The sequence below is a fragment of the Alkalinema sp. FACHB-956 genome, from assembly GCF_014697025.1.
In the GTDB taxonomy this organism is placed as follows: domain Bacteria; phylum Cyanobacteriota; class Cyanobacteriia; order Leptolyngbyales; family Leptolyngbyaceae; genus Alkalinema.
The window spans coordinates 148192-169668 of record NZ_JACJRC010000001.1 but is presented as its reverse complement, the minus strand read 5'-3'; the positions used below and the strand labels follow the sequence as shown (position 1 = coordinate 169668).

The following is a 21477-nucleotide window of genomic DNA, read 5'->3' as shown; positions in this document are numbered from 1 at the left end:
AAGGATGATACAACGGATAGCGAGTCTCTAGGCACTTTCTATGAACAATCCTTCCGATCGCCCAGCGTCTTCACCACAGGTAGCTTCACCACAAAAGTTAAACCTCAGTACCAAACTGGCCTTCGGAGCGGGAGATTTTGGCCCTGCGGTGACGGCAATGATCCTGATTTCCTACCTATCGCCGTTTTTGACGGATGTGGCACGGTTGAATCCAGCCCTAGCGGGATTGACACAATTGGTCGGAAAAATTTGGGACTCAGTAAATGACCCCATGGTGGGCGTCCTGAGCGATCGCACCCAAAGTAAACAAGGTCGCCGTTACCCTTGGATGATGTGGGGGGCGGTACCCTTTGGGCTCTTCTTCTTTTTGCAATGGCTCGTGCCGCACTTTAGCGATGATCCCGCCAGTAATCAATGGGGTCTCTTTTGGTATTACACAGCGATTTCTGTCCTGTTTAATGCGTTCTACACAGTGGTGAACCTGCCCTATACAGCACTGACAGCGGAACTGACGCAGGATTATGATGAGCGCACGAGTTTAAATAGCTTTCGCTTTTCGTTTTCGATCGGAGGCAGCATCCTTGCATTAATCATTAGCTTAGTGGTTTCCAAGCTGGTTCCAGGGAATCAGGGAACGCAATATCTAATTTTGGGAGGGATCTGTTCGATTATTTCAATCTTGCCGATTTACTGGTGTATTTGGGGGACGCGGAAACAGGCTCAGGCAGCGGCTCAGGATGATCCGGAAATTGGTCATAGTGTTTCCATGCCAGTTTTGCAGCAAATTAAAATTGCCTTTAGCAATGGCCCTTTTCGCTATGTCGTTGGAATTTATCTCTGTTCTTGGTTAGCCGTGCAGTTAACGGCCTCAATCATTCCCTACTATGTGCGCAGTTGGATGCGGCTACCCCAGGAAAATGTCAGTTTAGTCCTGTTGGCTGTGCAGGGGACGGCCATGGCAATGCTGTTTGTCTGGAATACCGTGAGCCAACGCTATGGCAAACAGGCGGTATATTTCATGGGGATGAGTTTGTGGGTGATTGCTCAAGTTGGCCTCTTTTTCTTGCAGCCAGGACAGGTGACTCTGATGTATCTCTTGGCGGTTATGGCGGGGTTTGGGGTCTCCACTGCCTATTTAATTCCTTGGTCAATGTTGCCGGATGTGATTGAGCTGGATGAGTTAAACACAGGGCAACGGCGAGAAGGGGTTTTCTACAGTTTCATTGTGTTTTTGCAGAAGATTTGTTTGGGATTGGCGGTCAATCAGGTGTTGCAAAGTTTGGGTGCGGCGGGCTATGTGCAACCCACGGATGTGACACCGTTCCCAATTCAACCGGATTCTGTTTTAAATGTGATTCGCTTTTCAATCGCGCCTTTGCCATTCTTCGCATTGGTGATCGGCATTGGATTGACCTATTTCTATCCGATCACTCGCGAGAAACATGCCGAGATTTTGTTGCAATTGCATGAACGCAAGCAGCGATCGTTGGGAGAAGGAACTCCAACCGATGAGTAATCCATTAAGTAATGTCCAAGGATCTAGAAACTGGAATGGGAAATCACTGCAATGACCTATCAATTTCCGCAACAATTCCAATGGGGTGTAGCGACTTCGGCCTATCAAATTGAGGGGGCTGTGGAGGAGGAGGGGCGTAGGCCGAGTGTGTGGGACAGGTTCAGTCAGCACTGGTGCCATATCAAGGATCGTAGTTCAGGGGCGATCGCTTGTGATCACTACCATCGCTATACGGAAGATGTTGGGTTAATTCGGCAATTGGGTGCGAAGCACTATCGCTTCAGTACGGCGTGGAGTCGGATTGTGCCGGAGGGGAGGGGTGCGGTGAATGCCCAGGGGTTGGCATTTTACGATCGCTTAGTAGATTGTCTCTTGGAACAGGGGATTGAACCCGTCATTACGCTATTCCATTGGGACAGTCCCCAGGCGTTGGAGGATCGCTATGGCTCTTGGCGCAGTCGGGAGATGGCGCAGGATTTTGCGGACTATGCCGCGATCGTGGTGCGTGCCTTGGGCGATCGGGTGACGCGCTGGATAACGCTGAATGAAATTTCCTGTTTTACGCATCTGGGCTATGCCGTGGGAAAGCGGCCAGAGCACGCACCGGGGACGCGGGTCAGTACTTGGAAGGAGGTGTGGCAAACGTCGCACCATGCGTTGTTGGCCCATGGGCTGGGCTGTCAGGCGATTCGGGCGGCCTCGCCCCAACCCTGTCAGGTGGCGCTGGTGGATAATCCTGGGGTGACGGTCCCGATCGTGGAAACAGAAACGCATATTCGTGCGGCACAGCGGGCATTACCGGATAATTTTTATACGGGGGGGATTCTCTATCCAGCGTTGACGGGGAATTATCATCCAGAATTTCTAGTGGGATTGGGGAATAATGCTCCAGATATTCAGCCCAGTGATTTAGAAATCATTCATCAACCGATCGACTTTCTGGGATTGAATATTTATACGGGAGCGTATGTACGGGCAGCAGACAATGCAAAAGGCTATGAGTTTGTAGCGATTCCAAAGGGATATCCTAAATTGCATATGCCATGGTTGCAGGTGGTGCCGGAAAGTTTGTATTGGGGTGTTCGTCATATTCGGGACACGTTGCAGCGGCCTGATTTGCCAATTTGGATTACGGAAAGTGGTTGTGCGGCGGATGATACGTTGACGCCTGCGGGTGAGGTGTGGGATACCGATCGGATTTTTTATTTGCGGCAGTCGTTGAAGGCGGTGCATCGGGCGATCGGGGAGGGGTATCCGGTACAGGGCTATTTTCTGTGGAGTTTGTTGGATAATTTTGAGTGGTCGTGGGGGTATTCCCGGCGGTTTGGGATTACCTATGTGGATTACAAGACCCAAGCGCGGATTCCGAAGGCGAGTTTTGATTGGTATGCGGCTTGTATCGCAGCGAATCAGGTGTTGTGAGGGTTGGGAGCGCAGGCAGTGGGTTGGTCAGAAGTCTGTTACTAAGATTGTAAACCGGAGAAATTCTACCTATGGCTTTTGCAGAGTCTGGTCGTGATACTGTTCCAGTGCAGCTTCCCAATGGTGCGATCGTTAAAGTGGAGGTAGCCAGTACGGGGCGAGAAGATGTTGCTTTTGATGTCAAGCAGTTTCAGCCCGTAGCCGATGCGATCGAAGGGGTGGTGCAGATGATTGCTGAGCCAATTCGGAAGGTGAAGCCCAAGAAGGCGACGGTCAAGTTTGGCATGGAGCTAGCGATTGAGTCAGGTCAACTGACAGCGGTGATTGTTAAAGGTTCCGGCAAAGGCAATTTAGAGATTACACTGGAGTGGGAGGCTGGATCCCAAGAGGGGAAATAGGGCAACTGCCAGAATTTGTCTTTTATACTGAGCATAAAGTTGTAGTTGGATGAGAACAATGCCGACCTACGAAGAAGTTTTCAATCTGGCCAAAAGTCTTCCTCTGGTTGATCAAGCACGTTTGATGAAGGCTCTGTCTGCACAGTTTTCTGATTTTGTAGAAGTTGATGAGACGGAGGAACTTGTATCTGCGGCAGAGCTTGCTGAAAGTGAAGCGGCTTTACAAGATTATTGGGCAGGACGAGATCCAGGCATAACGGCAGTAGACTTGAAGCGCAAACTGTTTGGAGGCAATTGTGGCTGATGAACAGGGTGGGTGGCGGTATGTTGTCTTGAAGCCTGCCCAAAAATATCTGGAACGTATGCAGCCTGATGAGCAATTGCGGATTGTGGAAGCTTTGGATACATTACTTACTGCGCCAGAAATGCTTGATATTAAGCCACTGAAGGGGCGTCCTGAACTTCGTTTGCGAGTGGGCAAGTATCGGGTGCTGTTTATTGAAGACCAAGAAGCTCACACCTATGTGGTTACTGTCATTGGTGCTCGCGGTGATGTTTACAAGTAGTCCTCACGGTACTAACTAAAGCCAGAACAAGTAAAGCCGGTCTGAGTTCATCATGAGTCAGCTTGAGGATCTGCTCCAGCAATGTACGGTCAAACTGTCTATCCCTGGGCAATTGGGTTGGGGAACGGGTTTTTTTGTGGCTCCGGGGTGGATTCTGACCTGTGCGCATGTGGTGCAGCGATCGCCGGAACAAGTACAAGTTGGTTGGCAAGGAATAACGTTAGAAGCGGTGGTGGAGCGATCGTGGCCTGATCCTTACGATCTGGCGCTATTGCGAGTGGCTTTCTCCGTTGATTGCAATCCACCCTGTGTCTATTTGGATGGGGATGTTCAATCTCGCGATCCACTCTATTTGTTTGGCTATCCGGATGAGGGCGATCGTCAGGGGGAACCCCGCACATTTAACTGTGATGGCATTACTGGGGGCGAGATTCCGGCGATTTTGTTTAATCTGGGACAGGTGCGTCCAGGGATGAGTGGGGCACCGTTGCTGAACCAGCGGACGGGGAAGGTGTGCGGGATGGTGAAATTTACCCGCGATCGTTCTTCAGATTTGGGTGGTGGTGCAATTCTTACTCGTGAGATTTTGAACCAGTTACCTGAATTGCGCAAACTTCAGCGTGAATTTCATGCAAAAGATCGGCGATGGGTCATTAATCCACAAACTGGAATTGAATTTCAGCGCTACAGAGAGGCCGTAATCCGCTACTATTCCCAGCAGCGCCATTTGTATACGCCCACGGATGCGCTGTTGCCGTTGGAAGCACGATCGGTGGAGCGGCAAACCCAAAATGACGGCCAGGAACGGCCAGTAGAGAAAACCGTTGAGCCGCCGTTGCCCGTATTGGTGGGGCTGCGGCAGTATGCGCTGGGCGAACAGCCGCAGCATGTGCTGTTGGCAGGGCGACCAGGTTCTGGGAAGTCGACGACGTTGCGGCAATTGGTGGTGACTTTGGCAGAGGAAGGTCAGGTTCCGGTTTTGGTGCAGTTGAAGGGCGATCGCGCTGTACCTGAGTTGATCCAAGCGGAATTTCGGCGGATGAAGCAGCGGGTGACGGCTGAGCAAGTTGACGAGTGGTTATTGAACGAGCGCTTGGTCTTATTACTGGATGGGATAAATGAAATTCCCACGGACGAGCTACGGCGATCGCTTGCCCAGTTTCGGGAAAACAATTTGACCGTACCGATGATTTTTACGACGCGGGATTTGAGTTTGGGTGGTGACTTGGGAATTGACAAGCGGTTGGAGATGAAGCCGCTGTCGGAACCCCAGATGCGGGAGTTTGTCGGCAAGTACTTGCCAGCGCAGGGGGAACGGTTGCTGAGTCAGTTGCGCGATCGCCTAAGGGAAATCGCTGAAACGCCGCTCCTGTTAAAAATGCTCTGTGATGTATTTGATCCAGAGACTAACCAAATTCCTAAAAATCGAGGGGAATTATTTCAGTGGTTCGATCGAGATTACAAGCGCATTAAAAAAGAGATTGAATACGTCCCTGTCTCTGAGAATTTCTGGGAGTTCAAATCAGAGATTCTTCAGTATTTGGCGTTTTACATGATTCAAGGCGAGGTGCAAACCGCTGATCTCCAGCCACCCCTTGAACCCTGGCTCACCATTCCCAAAAGTCACAACGAAAGAATTTTGGAAACTTGGCTCCATCAGAGAGGAGTTCTTGATGCCCCGACGAAAGCGAAACTATGGCTGAAAGATTTGTATAACTATCATTTGCTACAGGATGCAGCTAAACCAGAAGAAATCGAGTTTCATCATCAGTTATTCCAGGAATATTACGCGGCAGAATATTTGCTACGACAATTGCCCACTCTGACTGATGAGCAACTTAAACAAGATTACCTCAACTATCTGAAATGGACAGAACCAATAGCGCTAATGCTAGCGTTAGAAGGCAACGAAGCCCAAGCTCTGCGTGTGGTGAAGATAGCGTTAGATGTGGATTGGACGCTGGGTGCAAGATTAGCAGGCGAAGTAAAGTCAGAGTTTCAGGTTCAAACTATCAAGTTTGTAGAGGGGTTGCAGGCACCTACTTGGTTAAAGTTTCAGCTTTTGGGAGACGCAAGATCAGTACATACCATTCCAAGATTGCTCAAACTGTTAGAACATGCTGATTCATATGTACAATGGATTGCAGCAAAGGCAATAGGCCAGATTACCTCTGAATCTGCCATTCCGGGTTTACTTAAACTGCTAGAACATGATGACTCATCTGCACGTAAGATTGCAGCAAATGAGTTAGGAAATATCAGCAGTAAAGAGGCCATTCCGGGTTTACTCAAACTGCTAGAACATGATGACTCATCTGTAAGGCAGAGTGCAGCGCGAGCGTTAGGTAAGATTGGTTCTGAAGCATCAATTCCAAGCTTACTAAAACTAGTTGCAGATACTAATTCATCTGTGCGTTGGACTGTTGCGGAAGCGTTAGGGGAGATTAATTCTGAAGAAGCCATTCCAAGTTTGGTAAAGCTACTACAACATAATAAATTATATATACGTCAGAGTGCAGCAAAAGCGTTGGGTAAGATTGGCAGTAAAATAGCGATTCCAGATTTACTCAAACTACTAGAATACAATGACTATTATGTACGTTGTAGTGTAGTAGACGCATTAATTCAGATTAGCTCTGACAGGGCTATTCCCGGATTGCTAAAATTACTAGAATATGGTTGCCCATCTTTACATTGGAGTGTAGTGGAAGCTTTAGTCCAGATTGGTTCTGAAGCAGCCATTCCGGAATTGCTTAAATTACTACAACATGACAACTCATCTGTGCGTGAGAGTGCAGTAACAGTATTAGGTAGGATTGGTAGTGAAACAGTGATTCCAGATTTACGTTATCTGGCTAAAGATCCTAATTCATTCGTACGTAAGAGTATAGCATGTGCGTTAGGGGAAATTGGTAGTGAAACAGCGATTCCAGATTTACGTTATCTGGCTAAAGATCCTGACTCATTCGTACGTGAGATTGCAGTATATGCCCTAAGTGAGATTGATAGTGAAATAGCGATTCCAGATTTACGTTATCTGGCCAAAGATTCTGACTTATCCGTACGTCAAGCTGCAATATATGCCTTAGGTAAGCTTGGTGGTAACGCAGCAGTTCCAGACTTGCTCAAGCTTCTAGAAGATACTAACTCATCTGTATTATGGAGAGTCGCACAATCATTAGGTAAGATTGGCTCTAAAGCTGCTATTCCGAGTTTACTCAAATTGCTAGGAAATACTAACTCATCTGCTCATTGGAGTATAGTAGAAGCGTTAGGTCAGATTGGCTCTGAAACTGCTATTCCGGGCTTGCTCAAACTCCTAGAAAAAGAAAAAGACTCATCTGTACGTGGGAACGTAGTAAAAGCGTTAGGTCAGATTGGCTCTGAAACTGCTATTCCGGGTTTACTCAAACTCCTAGAAAAAGAAAAAGACTCATCTGTACGTGGGAACGTAGTAAAAGCGTTAGGTCAGATTGGCTCTGAAACTGCTATTCCGGGTTTACTCAAACTCCTAGAAGAAGAAAAAAAATCATCTGTACGCGGGAACGTAGCAGCAGTGTTAGGTCAGCTTGCAAAAGAGCAGGTGGATGTGCTTTCTCCCTATCTGCCTCACCTGCTCAACCTCATCTCCACCCATTCAGGTCAAGCGGCTCAACACATTATTCTCGCTATCCAGAAGTACTGTAAATACTACAACTATGAAATCTTTCAAGCCCATTTAGCTGCGCAGAAGGGCGAGCCTAGTTATAATTCTGGCTCACATCCAATCACTTACAATATTGGGCAAATCGGCAACCTAAATACAGGCAACGTCACTATTCACGGCGATCAACTCGGAGAGTCACACCGATGATTCAAAATCCCGCTCATCAACAACTAGGGCTGGATACCCTCTGCACTAACTTGCAAGATCCCATTCCTGCCATCCGCGCCAAAGCCGCTGAAGCTTTAGGGCAAATTGGGCATCCTGCGATCGTTCCACAGCTGATTGCCACTCTCCACAACACCGAACCCCTCGTCCGCCAAAACGCCGCGATCGCCCTTGAAAAACTAGGGTACCATTGCCCAAACTCACCCCCTTAATCCCATGACTGAACCGAAAAACCAACCAATTTTCCACATTAACCAAGTCGGCAACATCAACACTGGCGACGTTACAATTCAGGGCGATCAAGTTGGTATTCAACATAACTACGCCCCAGAACCCAACACTAAAGTCGAGCAACAGCTTGCCCAACTCCTGTCGAAACTACGTGTCAAATACCCCAATAAATCTGACGCAGAAATTTTTGAAATCTTGCTTAATGGCTTTACTACCATGCCTCAAAACAACCCCAAAAATTGGCAACGCTGGCAAGATATCTTCAGCGTCCTTTTTGCAGGCGGTGTTGAAGTTACTAAAGTGTTCGTTCCGATCGCAGGAATCCCGATCGAAGTCCTCAAGCGGCTGTATGAGATTTACGATCGCAACCGTAAGCAACTTCCAGAAACTTAAATTACGAGCGTGATTACTCTCTCAGAATCAATCTTCCAACATCACCGCAGTCAAACTCTTTTCGAAAAACTCTCCCCCGACCTCCAAACCGAAATCCTTGATTACGCTGAATACCTCACTGCCAAATTCCCCTACTCACCCACCCGAAACCTCATCCCAAAAATATAGACAATTTGACAGGCTTCTCATTGCCCAAGCAATTAACCATTCTTTACCCTTTGTCAGTCGCGATGCCGAATTCCAGCCCTACCCGATCGAGTAAATCTGGAATTAAAACATCAATCTGGGAGTAAAACAATGGCGAAGATGGGTCGCTCTAAAATCTGACCAGCTACAGACGAGCAACCATAACTGGTCAGATGGCCGTGACCAAGGTGTTACCGCTAAGGTGTTACCGCTGACGTTCTCTGCTGAGGATGCTGATGTATTGCCCGTCCGAATGGACAATCTTCATCGGCTGACTCCAGTGAATTCTGTCTGCGATCCGATGGGCATGGAATTGATTAATTGTGTCCTGCACAAACTCTTTGTGACCGATTAAGTGGATCTGCAAGCGTTGTTTCTCAGGTTGAACCGCACGATCGCTCCGATCGCTAGAACCTTTCGCCATAATGTGAGCTTCTCCTGTTTGTAGTGAATCCCATCCCGACTGCAATCTTGCTCCCTTCGCCTGCGTGTGGGAGAAGGGCCGGGGATGAGGGTCTAAAGAAGCCCAAAAATTTAGAGCCACCCCGTTTGACATCACAAACAAGAGTGGCTCGATCGAATGTTAAAATTCTCAACAAGCCTCCTTGCTGCATACTCAGCGAGGGGGAATAGCTACCCGGAGTTGCGCTAACAACAAAGGGTAGTGCCCTAAATTTTTAGGATCCCAGCGGCCCCATGCTTCACACCAAACCATCTCGCTAAAGAAGGATGTCCATGGCAACCGCTATGAAAAACCAGCCTACGAATAAACTCCTCCCAAGTCAACCGTATAAAGTAAAAAAATATAAATCTTTTCCCATCCACGGAAAAACTCGATCACAGCCCCTTTTCAGACTCAATTTCTAACCTTCAATTCCAGCCTCGTTGAAACCAGCATTCCTCTCAATAACATCGATCGTGAGAGCAGATTAATCCAAAAAAGATTCTACTATCATTGGCATAGAATCCAATGAATGGCTTAGAAAAACAACTCATCGTATGCATTAATCTAAATTTAGACGGTGTATTTTGCTATCAACCCGCCCTGCGATCGTGCTCTCTAGAAACCATGCATTCCCATTGCCCAATATTATTAAATTATCTATTTCTCTCAGTAATTCAAATAGCATCAACATCCCCTCAGTCTCGACTCCCCAACTCTCCTACATCATCCCGTGCATAAGTTCCTGATCCCAGGAGAGACCCAGCGAAAGAGACACCTGTAGGACTCCTAATAAGCCAAATCATGCTGAAACAGACTCAACTACAACGCTTCTCAATCCTTGGATTTAATCTACTGCTTGCGATCGGATGCAGTCCCATCATCCATCCCGCCTCTGTTACCGCTCAATCCACCCACCCCAGCAAGCCACAACTCACTGTCCATCCCACCCAAAAAAGTCCCCAAAACATTACCCAAAAAATTCAGCGATTAATTCAAGACTTAAAAAAACAGAAAAGTGATCTGACCGAAGTCAGTGAAAAATTAGCCGCGATCGGTCAACCCGCCATCCCCTATCTCATTCCCTTACTCACAGATTCTGCACCCAACCTTCGGTTTTCTGCCGTCTATATCCTCGGCCAAATGGGAACCATGGCCCAATCCACAGTGCCCCAGTTAGTACCCTTGTTGAAAGACTCCGATCGTGACGTTCGCCGGGGCACCGCAGACGCCTTAGGGTCGATGGGAAACGCAGCCAAATTGGCGCTGCCAGAAATTCTGACCTTGCTGCAAGACCCAGATAGCGATCGACGCATAACCGGACTCTATGCCCTCGGCCAAGTTCACCTCATCCTCAAAACCAGCGATCGTGACCTCCAGTCCGTCCTCCCCCACCTCATCTCCCTCCTGCAAGATACTGATCTCGTCGTTAGCCTTGGCTCTGCCCAAGTTCTGGGTAGCCTTGGGGAATCCGCCAAACCCGCCCTACCCAAAATCCTGCCCTTGCTAAAACATGCCAACCCCGGCATCCGCATCAATACCCTCTACACCTTGGAGTGGTTAGGCAAACCCGCCAAATCTGCCATCCCTCAGATCACCTCCCTGCTCAAAGACACCAACCCAGAAGTCCGCGATCGGGCTGCCGCCACCCTCAAACACCTCAGAAATTAACCCCAGAAATTAACCTCAAACTTCCACTCTGCCATACCCGGTTGTCAGCCAATCCCATCGCCTTGCCCAAAATGCGATTCACAACACGGTTTGCAACACAATTCACGATCGAAAATTCACAATAGAAATAGGTCAAGACGCAGGTCACAATTCTTTGGGTGCATATTTTGGTCAAGGTTAGTGCTATACCATCCTATCAACCGTGATACCCCTCGCTAGTTGCTATGAAACTTGTAACCCACTCCCTCAAGTTCCCCCGCCCAGTCCTCTCTCCACTGGCGCTGCTCAGTGTTCTGCTTCCCCTGACGTTGCAGTCTCACCCCGCAATCGCCACAGACTTCACTAGCGATCGGATCCCCCAGACTTCTTCCACAGTGGGCTTACGAGTTGAACAATCCACCCAACTCAACCAAGCCACCCTGTACCAAAGCTGGGTCAACCACGAAACCATCTATCGACAAACAGGTGTCGAGTACCGCAGAGAATATTGCCCTCGGAATCGAGATCATAAAAACTATCGTCGCGATCGCCATGACCGCGATCGCCATGACCGCGATCGCCGTTACAAGAGCGACAATTATTACTACGATCACCACGACGATTCCGCTTGGAACGATCCCTTCTGGTCAGGCTATTCCAATGAATCTAGCTATGGGCCACCCGTCCTGGTGTCTTCCCAAAATGTTGCCCCCTATCGCCAAAACACCCCCCGCCTAAGAGCCTTCTTTATTTCCCCCAGCACTCCCCCGGCCTCCGGCCTGCGGGTGGTGATTCGTAACCAAACGATCGGCAGTAGCCCCGCCCCTTACACCGATCGGGAATACGATGCCGGATCCCGTTCCGAAAGCTTCAACCTATCTCCCGGCGATGACCACCACAGCAAACATTTAGCCGTCTTGAAAGGCCAAAATCTGATGACTTACCAGATCAAGCGAGGTAACGTCGTCCTAGAATCCGGTGAATTTACAGTCAATGTCGATATCGTCGATCGCTATACGTCCATTTCCAAAACCCTACCCCGCCGCGTGGTGAACGTTCCTTGCCGTAGTCGGTACAGACATTAGTGAGATTAAACATGGATACAAACTAGAAGCTGAACGTCGATCGCAAAACGCCTGAATATAAAGTCGAATTCCCTTGATCGTGCTCAGGATTGGTCACGATCAAGAGACCGGCAGTCAACGCCAAATTGTCATTCACCCGCCAACGATAAAAGCCTTCAAAGTGAAGCGAGGTATCGCGATCGGTATTTGCCTGCCCACGATGGGAGAACTCATTACTCGTAACTTTTGGCGGTTGACCGATCGCAAACCCCAATAAATTACCTGTGCCGCCAACATCGGGAAAGGCCAGCGTAACTGCCCAATTGAAAATGTCCGCTTTTGGATCGTTATTCAAATCACTGGCATAGGCTTGTGTCCAGCCCAGCCAGCCGGAAAGATGCACAGATGGACTCATGGCGAGGGCGGTTTGAACCCCAAAGGAATTGCCGACGATCGCATTGCTGCGTCCTGCAAAGGGATCGTTAGCGCGACGGCTGCCTGTGCCTGTGCGGAGAGTGTTGTAAGAACGGACGTAGGCAAAGCCAATATCAAAGCTATCGCTGGGGGAAACGGTGAGTTGAGCGATCGCGCCGTAGCCCGCATTACGGAATCCAACCCTGGGATCATTTAAATCATCACCAATATACCCAATCCCTAAACGAACTTGATCGCTGAATTTATAGCTCAATCCCGCACCCGCACCATTACCTTGACGCAAAATTGGATTGCGCTGGGCAAAGCGAGAAATTGCCCCATCGCCCGTATCATCTAAAAATGGATTCAGGGGTTGGGCGAAATCGGTCAGACTACCACCGGCGGCAATCAACCGAGCAGTCATGGGTTTACCAATGCGGAAGCGATAACTAATTTCATCCGCTTCTAATTGATTGTTACTATCACCTTGTACACCCAAACGCATCATGTCGGTACCGCTGGCCCGCGCAAGATTTGGGAGATTTGAGGCTTTGAGGCTAGTGGTGAGTAAGTCTTTGCCTGTGAAGCTGGTGGTGATTTCCAGCTTGCTGCGCTGGGAAAGGGTGAGTTGTCGATCGAGCCCCCGATCGTTATCATCTGCCCGTTTTTGACCCCCAACGAAACTTGTTTGGAAAATGGCTTCGCCGTTGAGTTTGCTAGTGAGGGAAAACGATCGGCCAATTGTCTGGATTAAGCGTTCGTCCGAACCGAATTGTCCAGATTTAACGGCTGCCAATTCCCGCGCAAATTCCTCCTGCATTTTGCGAACGACTTCGAGTTCTTCTTGAGTCGCATATTTGGCGAATTCCTCCTGCATATCGGCATTCATTCGATCGAACGCCGCATTCATTCCCGCCGCAAATTCATAACGAGGCATCGATCGACTACCCCGAAATGTCCCATTCGGATAGCCAACGATCACGCCATGTCTTTCGACAAGAGATTGCAATGCTTGGTAAGCCCAGTCCGTGGAGCGCACATCGCTCAGTTGCGAAACCAGTAGAAACGGTTCGACGGGGTGATCGATTGGTTCAAGGGAGGTTTCCGCCATGATTTGTTCAGTGCGGGTTTGGTGCGGCTGCGCGATCGCAGGCAAACTCTCCATCAACAGCAAGCTGATCGCTACTATAGGAATTCTGTGAATGTGTTGGCGTTTTCCGCTCATTGATCGTCGTTACTTCTTCCTTCTTGAATCCGAAATCGGCCAAAACCAAGAAATTGTCTCTGGGGATGTTCCCCCACCGGAAAAGCAGTTACGCCAATAAAATAGGTGCCTGCGACGCTAGGGTTACGTCTAGCTTGCAGGGTAATGGTTACCGTTTTTCCAGGTTCAACAGGCGTTTCAAAGGTGAGCACCCAACGATTATCTGCCTCAGTCAATTGGACTGGAATGGTATCTTTGGAGCGGTCTTTGCGCCCGAAGAATGCCTTTGCACGATTAGGGAAAAACCGAATCGTTTCGGCACCTTCGACTTGCTCAAATTCCAATTTTTGCAATCCTTCTCCAGCATTTCCAGGTGTCTCGATCGTGAATTGGTAAATGGCATTGGGAACATCAGCGGAACGATTGGAAATTTGGGAACGATCGAGCACAGGCGGACGGTCAAAGAATGTCACTCCACTCGATAGCTCCACAGCATAACCAGCTAAACTGAGGCCAAATAGCAAGAGTAGACTAGGCCACAGCGATCGTTTGACAAGGTGGTAGAGTAAAGGATGCATTGTAGTAGTTCAAGTACCAATCAACAAATTTTTGAATCCCAGTTTGGATATCAGTTGTGGGCTTGAAACCTACATCCTGAAATAAATCATCAACATCAGCATAGGTACAAGGCACATCCCCTGGTTGCATCGGCAAAAAACGCTTCTTTGCAGTCTGTCCTAAGGTTGTTTCAATCGCACTAATAAAATCGGTAAGCTTAACGGGATTATGATTACCAATGTTATAGATTCGATAACAGGCATTCGTATTGAGATCTGTCGCTAATTGGCTAGGCGGATTTTGCAGGACACGCACTACGCCTTCGATAATATCATCAATGTATGTAAAATCACGAGACATATCACCAAAATTGTAGACATCGATCGATTTGTCTTCTGTGATTGCTTTGACAAATTTGAAGTAAGCCATATCCGGTCGCCCCCATTCGCCATAGACGGTGAAGAATCGCAAACCTGTTGTAGGAATGCCATAGAGGTGGCTATAGGTATGAGCCATTAATTCATTAGATTTTTTCGTGGCTGCATATAGAGAAACTGGATAATCCACGGTGTCTGAAGTAGCAAAGGGGACTTTGATATTGGCACCATAGACGGAGCTCGAGGAAGCAAAAACCAGGTGTTTAATGGGTTGTTTGCGGCAGCCTTCCAGGAGATTGACAAAGCCTGTGACGTTGCTATCGATATAAGCCCAAGGGTTCTCCAAGGAATAGCGCACACCTGCTTGCGCCGCCAGATTAACAACCGCCTCAAATTGCTGGGTTTCAAATAAAGTTAGCATTGCGGTTCGATCGCTTAAGTCCATTTGCTGGAATTCAAAGCGATCGTGCCCTTGCAGTTGTAATAATCTAGCCTGCTTCAGGTTGACATCGTAGTAATCATTCAGATTATCAATGCCATACACTTGATAGCCATCGTTGAGTAAGCGCTTAGTCAAATGGAACCCAATAAAACCCGCCGCCCCCGTCACCAGGATTTTGCCGATCGCAATTGTGTCGGTCATCTGTGATTGAGTCATGATTTACTCCTTTCAATTACATCTGAGGTAACCAATTAATGGCCTGAATAATGCTATGTTTCAGGGATTTTGGACGGTGAAGAATACAGTAGGTACCTGATTGAATGCAGCAAGAAGCATGATAGAAAGAATTACCTAGTGTCCTTTGGAGCAACGATCGAATGGTTGCAGTTGAGCAGGTTTGGAGATGAGTCTGTAGGCCGGGGAGTGCGGGAAGTGCTATCTCGATCGGGGGATGACCTTCATCACTTGCCCAAAGTAGCTCACGAGTTCCTTGTTTGCCTTCTTTCAGCTTAGGTAAAGTTTCGCCTAAATGCTGAGTGAGATTGAGCGATTCGAGTTGGGCTGGGCCATTAAGTCCTGTGGGAAAATTCAAGACGCTAAGGCCACAATTCGATTGCTGCATTCGATGAAAAACGGCTGCTTGCAATCCTAATGCTGTCGCAATCAATGCCTGAATCGTACCGCCATGACTGACAACCACGATCGTTTGATTCGGGTGATTAGGAATCGTTGCTTGCCAAAAATTCAGCGATCGCTCAAATAGCTCTCGCACTGGATAAAAAGGGTTCCCAGAAGGATCAAGCATGGCAAAATCCTGGGGCGTTTCTTTCCAGATGGCATATGCATCACTGTGCTGCTCACGGACAAACTGATAACGTAGTCCTTGCCAAGCGGGTAAATGGATTTCCTGTAAGTCCTCGGACGCTCTGGGATGGAGTTTTTCTGACTGCTGCCAAGATACAATATATGCTGTTTGCTTGGCGCGTTGTAAGGAGCTGGTGTAAATGGTATCAATGGGAAACTGAGCCAGGTAAGCTGCGGTTTTTCCCGCCATGGCCAGACCCGTTTCAGTTAAAACAGAATCATCACAACTGCCTTGGAATACCCCCAATTCGTTGTAATTACTGCGGCCATGGCGAAGGAGAATAACGCGAGTGGTCATCATGGACTCCTTACACGATCGCGGGTAACGCATTTTGCAATGCCACCATCGCCGCATAGCGCCCACCTAGGTTCATCAAGGATTGATGGGTGCCCTGCTCAACGATTTCGCCCTGCTCGATATAGAGAATTTGATCAGCCTGTTGAATCGCTTTGAGATTGTGGGACACCCAAAAGGTCGTGCGTCCGCGCATCAAGCGCTCTAGAGCCAGCGTTACCTGATGTTCGTTTTCTTGATCTAGCCCGGTCGTGGGTTCATCCAGGATCAAAATCGGGGCAGGTCGAACCGCAGCACGGGCGATCGCGATGCGCTGCCGCTGTCCCCCCGATAACGTCGCCCCTCGCTCACCCAGCACGGTATCGTAGCCTTCCGGTAGGCGCAGAATGAACTCATGGGCATTGGCTAATTTCGCAGCACGAATTATGTCTTCCTCTGCAACTCCAGGCGCACCATAGGCAATGTTTTCCCGCACTGATGCCGCGAATAATAAACTATCTTGCATGACAATGCTCATTTGCTGGCGTAATGATTGCAGTTTATATTCCCGTAAATCGTGGCCGTCAATTAGGATTTGCCCTGTGGTTGGGTCGTACAATCGCAGCAGTAAGCTAATCAGCGTGGATTTACCACCGCCGGAAGTGCCCACCAGTGCAATTTGTTGCCCCGGTTTAACCACCAAACTAATCCCTTGGAGCGTATCGGATTGATTGGCATAGGCAAAGCTAACATTTTGGAATCGCACCTCTCCTTGGAACTGGGGAGCCCCGATCGCGCCTCGGCTGTCTTGAATTTCCGGTTGGGTATCGAGAACTTCCAGAATGCGTTCGCCAGAAGCGGTTGCCTTGGCAATTTGCCCCGTGTATTTAGCCAATTGGCGCATTGGCTTGAAAGCAATCCGCATATAGTTCACGAAAACCAGCAAATCTCCAGGAGTCAGCACATTTCCTAAAACCAATTGCACCCCGCGCCAAAGTACAAACGCTGTTGCTGCACCGACCATCAGCTCCACCGATCTCTCTAAAGCCGCTGCTAATTTTTGCGATCGAATATTGGCACTGAGGCTGAAATGGTTATGCTCTAGGAATGTGTTTTCTAAAATAGATTCGAGTGATAGGGCTTGGACTAATTTGATTGACCCGATCGATTCGGCAGCGGTGGCACTCATGGCCCCTTCCCATTGCCGCTGTTGCTTCACTTCTTTGCGAATCTTGTGACTCAATCTTGCCGTTAAGAACAGGAATAAGGGCACTACGGAAATTGCCATTAAGGCCAATTCCCAATGCATCCAAAACATCACAAACATCATCCCCAGCAGCGTTAAACTATGCGCTAGGAGCGGCATAAAAGCCATTACGGTGGTGTCGCGTAGGCGATCAATGTCAGAGGTCACCCTGGCGAGCAAATCCCCACTGCGATTGCGATGGTGGAAAGAGAGCGACAGCATTTGAATATGACTATAAAGCTGTGCCCGAATTTGGGTCAGGATATTGATGGCGGCTTGAGCCATGCTGGCAACACTCAGGTAGGCCGCGATCGCCCGCAGCGTAATCACGACTAACATCATCGCAGTCAAGCCTGAGATTAATGTCAGTGGCGAGAAGCCTTGGAGGAAACTGGGGAGGATTTTGCCGCCGGAGCGATCGAGCAGCACATAGTCAAAGATGAACTTTAATGTCCAAGGTTCGAGCAAGTGCAACCCGATTTCTGCCATTAGTGAGAGAAAGGCAATGGCCAGTAATCCCCGTTGAGCCTTGATTTGGGGGCCAAAGCGTTGCAGGATGCGTTGGAGTCCGGGGAGGGCGGCGCGAATGCTTTTACGATCGCGGTTCATAGGAAACATCAGGGTAAATGGGAATACATACTCAGTCAGTCGTTGCTTGCCCCCATTTGTGATCTCCCTAAATCCCCGCGCTACGCGCTGCTGCGCTAGAACAAAAGGGGACTTTGAATTCGGTTCCCCCCTGGTGTTGGCAAAGCCTCTCCGAAAGAGATTAGGGGAGCTAGGGGGAGCACAATCTACACTAGGGATTGGGATGTTTGGCTGTACTTTTTGATGTAACGATCGGTAATTCGATGATTCACCCAACGCTCCACATTGATCGCCTGTTGCTCAATCCAAACATTCTCAGGCAGGGGGTTGATGCGACGTACAAGAGGCCGGAGAAAGGCATTATGGCGGCGATGGCCCAGACGCTTGTAGCGTTTCTTGAAGTACTTGTCTTTTTTGGTGAGATTCCATTTTTGTTGGAAATGCTCGAGACTCGACAACTCCCAGGCATCACTCCAGCGCAATAGGAAGAATGAAATATCGGCCCAATTCAGTGGCAATTCTGGCACATAGGTGACAACGGAATCGGGTTCACAGTAAATCGTACCGCCTGCGTTGGTGACGGACATACAGAAGTCGATATGCTCACGGGTGCTGAGCAGTTTTTCATCCAGTAGACCCAGGATTTGGAAAATCTCCGTTTTGACTAACATGCAGTGGAACTCAGCAAATTCGCATTGCTTACGATGTAGCTGATCTTTCACCTCTGCTACGGGGCGATTCACGAAATAATGCTTTTCATGCACCTTCCGAGCAATGCTGCCATCCTCTTGGGCTTCTTCGTAGATGTGGGCTTCACCCCCCGCTAAGTGAATAATTTCATTGACTTTCTTCCCAATGCAAGTCAGGGGGCACACAACCGTTGCAGCCGTCTCATCCGCGCATTTCAGTAATCGCTCTAACCAGTTGGGGCTAACCAAAACATCGTTGTCAACGAATAGCATGAATTCCGTTGAGACATGGGGAATCGCCAAATTTCTGGCCTGATTGGGCGCGAGATATTGCTCGGTACGAATCAGTTGGAAACCTCTTGCTTGGGATTGTTCCTGCAGGTAAGTTTTAACCGATTCCGGCGAACCCCCATCAACGTAAATGAGTTCAAAGGGAATCAGCGTGTCTTGGTAAATGCTTTCCAGGTTTTGTTGGGTAAAGCTGAAACGTTCACGGGGGGTGATAACGATCGTAACTCTCGGTTGTGTTGTAGACATGATGGAATCCTAGTTGAATTTTAATGAATACGATTGCAGCTGATGCTTCTAAATCACGGCTAATTCCGGCACTGACTGCAAATCATCGGCTGAATCGATCAGTACTTGGCGATAAACCGTCAGCCAGTTCTCTTTTTCAATCTTGGGGGCTAAATCAGTGAGTACCTTCTGCCTTGCCCCAATTCCTAACTTCGATCGCTGTGCTGGATTCACAGCCAATTGCCGAATTGCCTGGGCTAAATCTTGACTATCACCAGGATTGACAGCAATACCAGAAGCCCCGTCTGCCAAAATTTCACCGATCGCATCAACCTTGCTACCCACGATCGGGCAACCGGCTAACATCGCTTCTAGCATGGCATTCGGGCAACCATCATGCAGCGAGGGAATCGCGTAAATATCGAGATGGGGCAGATAGGATAGGGTCTCAGCACGGCTGAGAATGCCTGTGACCTTGAGCCGATCGCCGATGCCACTAGTCGCAATTTGTTGGTTCCAGTAATCCCGCTCTTTCTCCACAAAATCACCAATCAGCAGCAAAGTCAGATCAAGTTCTTGGCTCAAACCTGCACAGGCTTCGAGGAGATATTCAATCCCTTTTTTGTCTCGAAAGCGTCCGCTAGAACCAATCACAACCCCCGGCAGATCTTGCATCAAAGCTGGTTTGGGTAAATTCTCAAATTCAATCGGTACGATCGAATTCAAGAACGCTGAGGACTTGTACTGAACGCTGGGTTCGATGGCGATCGCCCGTTGCTGCAAATCTTGGCTAACATAGGTTGTCCAATCGGAATTCCTGAGGATCCAAGCAATTTGCCCATGATTTTTCGGGTTGAAAAGATGCTTATGCAAATCACTACCGCGAATGCTGTTAATTACGGGAATATTTAATTCCTTCGCCAATAACGTCGTGACAAAGCCCGTTTCAGTCAGAAAGAAGCCATGGAACAAGTCAAAGTGATGTTGTTGATGTAATTGCTTTAAGTAAAATGCAACTTCACTGAAAAAGTCTTGAATCTCCGGAGTCCCTTCCCTTGCAGCTGATTTAATCCGATGAACGTGAATGCCATCTTGCTCCGTCGAAGTGCAGCTAGCAGGGCGATGCACCCCCTGAGGAACAAGGCGCTGTTTCGATCGAAACACAGCCACATGCACTTCATAGCCTTCATGCGTCAACAATTTTGCAATCCGTGCCACGGATTCTCCCACGCCACCAACATCGGGCGGAAATTCTAGGGTCGTAATACAAATTTTCTTGCTCATGGTATTCAGAGATTAGGAATCGTTGACTTGGCTGGACTATCGTTGAATTTCTGGCTAGCCCCCAAAAACCAAGACTGGCGGATGGGGGGCGATCACTTGTCGGAAAGCCCGATCGACTTCAAGCCACCTGCTGCATTTCAAACATCGATCGCACCAAGCTAGCCGTCTTCGCCACCCCATCAAAATCAAATTGCACCGTTTGTTGGGGCTTCTGGAGGCAGCTTTGGATTAATGCTACAAATCGATCGACTGCTAAATCTTCTGGCTGAATCGTCGTGACCAAATCCATTGCTGCCAGCTTTTGCGATCGCATCCGCTGTTCTTGATCATCATTGCCTGTAAATGCCATTAACATCGCTTTTACACCCGTAGTGAGAACATTGAGTGTCGTGTTATAGCCAGACATACTAATCGAGAGATCAGCTCGCTGCATGTACTGAAGCAGATTGGGCGTATAGCGATCGACTCGCAAATTGCCACAGTTTGTAGCCTTCCATTGCAAATCTTGCAGTTTTTCCTCCGGGTAGAAAGGGCCTGTGAAGACTTGGATTTGGTGAGGAATTAGGGTTTCCAGGGCTGGAGCCGCTGCCACCACTGCATCCAATAATTCATGTCCAAATCGACCACCCCCGATCGTGGCTAAAATTATCGGTTCTTGAATGGGCAGAGTTGCAGACTCAACAGGCTGGGGCTGCACCACGTAACCTGTGTAGTAAACCGGGCATTGTAAATCCTTGATGCGGGAGAAAGTTTCCTCGATCGGTTGGAATTTTGGATCGCCATGAATCAACAGCAAATCAAAATACTGATTGATTAAGGTACAGACTTTCTGCTCATGCTTTTCACGATTTTGCTTCGTGACCACAATATCCCGCAAGCTACAGACCACCTTTGTTTTGCGATCGTCCGCTTGAATCGCATCCAGTAAAGGAATTAATTCAAACGAAAACTTGCGTCGCCCAAAGGGAAATAGCTCAATCATCAATACATCCGGTTGAAACTGGTGATAAACCTGGAGCAACTGAGCGCGACGAATTGCTTCCACTGCGGCCAAATCCAAATCTGAATCCACCACTTGTAAAGCGCGGAATTCCGCATCCGTTTTAATTGCAGGTAGATTAACAACTTCCACACCCGCCGGAATATCAAATCCGTTGATAATTTCTCCACCGTTAATAAAACAAACTTGAAACTCCTGAGTCAAACCTCGGACAATTTCCATACTACGGACCAGATGTCCCATTCCAAGGATATGCTGGCAGTAAAACATTAAACGTTTCAT

At 48.5% G+C, this 21477-nt stretch carries 19 protein-coding genes; 10 read left to right on the top strand and 9 right to left on the bottom strand.

The window, feature by feature from the left end; genetic code table 11:
- Positions 1-40 precede the first annotated feature (40 nt).
- The 8 genes from H6G21_RS00745 to H6G21_RS00710 all read left to right on the top strand — a co-directional run bounded on the left by H6G21_RS00745 (position 41) and on the right by H6G21_RS00710 (position 8397).
- Positions 41-1516, top strand: coding sequence for an MFS transporter (locus tag H6G21_RS00745; protein WP_190569496.1), 1476 nt, complete (start codon positions 41-43; stop codon positions 1514-1516).
- Between the two features lie 51 nt (positions 1517-1567).
- Positions 1568-2938 (top strand): GH1 family beta-glucosidase, encoded by a 1371-nt coding sequence (locus H6G21_RS00740; RefSeq protein WP_190569494.1) that lies wholly within the window; start codon positions 1568-1570, stop codon positions 2936-2938.
- 71 nt (positions 2939-3009) lie between these two features.
- Positions 3010-3336: a CU044_2847 family protein gene (locus tag H6G21_RS00735; RefSeq protein ID WP_190569492.1), complete on the top strand. Its 327-nt coding sequence runs from the start codon at positions 3010-3012 to the stop codon at positions 3334-3336.
- A 58-nt stretch (positions 3337-3394) separates the two neighbouring features.
- The gene (locus H6G21_RS00730) at positions 3395-3640 is read left to right on the top strand and encodes a hypothetical protein (protein ID WP_190569490.1); all 246 of its coding nucleotides are present in this window, start codon (positions 3395-3397) and stop codon (positions 3638-3640) included.
- Positions 3633-3902 (top strand): type II toxin-antitoxin system RelE/ParE family toxin, encoded by a 270-nt coding sequence (locus H6G21_RS00725; RefSeq protein ID WP_347277952.1) that lies wholly within the window; start codon positions 3633-3635, stop codon positions 3900-3902. The genes H6G21_RS00730 and H6G21_RS00725 overlap by 8 nt, the downstream gene beginning before the upstream one ends.
- A 52-nt stretch (positions 3903-3954) precedes the next feature.
- A complete protein-coding gene (locus tag H6G21_RS00720; RefSeq protein ID WP_190569488.1) occupies positions 3955-7755 on the top strand; it encodes a HEAT repeat domain-containing protein in 3801 nt (1266 codons plus the stop codon).
- On the top strand, positions 7752-7985 hold the full coding sequence (locus H6G21_RS00715; RefSeq protein ID WP_190569486.1) for a HEAT repeat domain-containing protein: 234 nt from the start codon (positions 7752-7754) through the stop codon (positions 7983-7985). The genes H6G21_RS00720 and H6G21_RS00715 overlap by 4 nt, the downstream gene beginning before the upstream one ends.
- Before the next feature lie 4 nt (positions 7986-7989).
- A complete protein-coding gene (locus H6G21_RS00710) occupies positions 7990-8397 on the top strand; it encodes a hypothetical protein (protein WP_190569484.1) in 408 nt (135 codons plus the stop codon).
- 391 nt (positions 8398-8788) lie between these two features.
- Here the strand turns inward: H6G21_RS00710 and H6G21_RS00700 are convergent, their stop codons facing one another.
- Complete coding sequence (locus H6G21_RS00700; protein WP_190569479.1) at positions 8789-9007, bottom strand: hypothetical protein; 219 nt, start codon at positions 9005-9007, stop codon at positions 8789-8791.
- Positions 9008-9829: 822 nt separating this feature from the next.
- On the opposite strand from H6G21_RS00700, the gene H6G21_RS00695 reads away from it, so the two are divergent.
- Both H6G21_RS00695 and H6G21_RS00690 read left to right on the top strand, forming a co-directional pair.
- A complete protein-coding gene (locus tag H6G21_RS00695) occupies positions 9830-10696 on the top strand; it encodes a HEAT repeat domain-containing protein (protein WP_190569477.1) in 867 nt (288 codons plus the stop codon).
- 224 nt (positions 10697-10920) lie between these two features.
- Positions 10921-11760: a hypothetical protein gene (locus H6G21_RS00690; protein WP_190569475.1), complete on the top strand. Its 840-nt coding sequence runs from the start codon at positions 10921-10923 to the stop codon at positions 11758-11760.
- 22 nt (positions 11761-11782) lie between these two features.
- Here the strand turns inward: H6G21_RS00690 and H6G21_RS00685 are convergent, their stop codons facing one another.
- The 8 genes from H6G21_RS00685 to H6G21_RS00650 form a co-directional block, all read right to left on the bottom strand.
- Positions 11783-13318, bottom strand: coding sequence for an iron uptake porin (locus tag H6G21_RS00685; protein ID WP_190569472.1), 1536 nt, complete (start codon positions 13316-13318; stop codon positions 11783-11785).
- Positions 13319-13374: 56 nt separating this feature from the next.
- Entirely contained in the window at positions 13375-13935 is a 561-nt protein-coding gene (locus tag H6G21_RS00680; RefSeq protein WP_190569469.1) for a DUF2808 domain-containing protein, read from the bottom strand.
- Entirely contained in the window at positions 13889-14950 is a 1062-nt protein-coding gene (locus H6G21_RS00675; protein ID WP_242041566.1) for an NAD-dependent epimerase, read from the bottom strand. Before H6G21_RS00675 ends, H6G21_RS00680 begins: the two co-directional genes overlap by 47 nt.
- A gap of 16 nt (positions 14951-14966) precedes the next feature.
- The gene (locus H6G21_RS00670; protein ID WP_190569467.1) at positions 14967-15899 is read right to left on the bottom strand and encodes a histidine phosphatase family protein; all 933 of its coding nucleotides are present in this window, start codon (positions 15897-15899) and stop codon (positions 14967-14969) included.
- Between the two features lie 7 nt (positions 15900-15906).
- Positions 15907-17727 (bottom strand): ABC transporter ATP-binding protein, encoded by a 1821-nt coding sequence (locus H6G21_RS00665; RefSeq protein ID WP_190569465.1) that lies wholly within the window; start codon positions 17725-17727, stop codon positions 15907-15909.
- Positions 17728-17912: 185 nt separating this feature from the next.
- The gene (locus tag H6G21_RS00660) at positions 17913-18932 is read right to left on the bottom strand and encodes a glycosyltransferase (RefSeq protein ID WP_190569463.1); all 1020 of its coding nucleotides are present in this window, start codon (positions 18930-18932) and stop codon (positions 17913-17915) included.
- Positions 18933-18980: 48 nt separating this feature from the next.
- A complete protein-coding gene (locus H6G21_RS00655; RefSeq protein WP_190569461.1) occupies positions 18981-20195 on the bottom strand; it encodes a glycosyltransferase in 1215 nt (404 codons plus the stop codon).
- 118 nt (positions 20196-20313) lie between these two features.
- Positions 20314-21477, bottom strand: a complete 1164-nt coding sequence (locus H6G21_RS00650; RefSeq protein WP_190569459.1) for a glycosyltransferase — start codon at positions 21475-21477, stop codon at positions 20314-20316.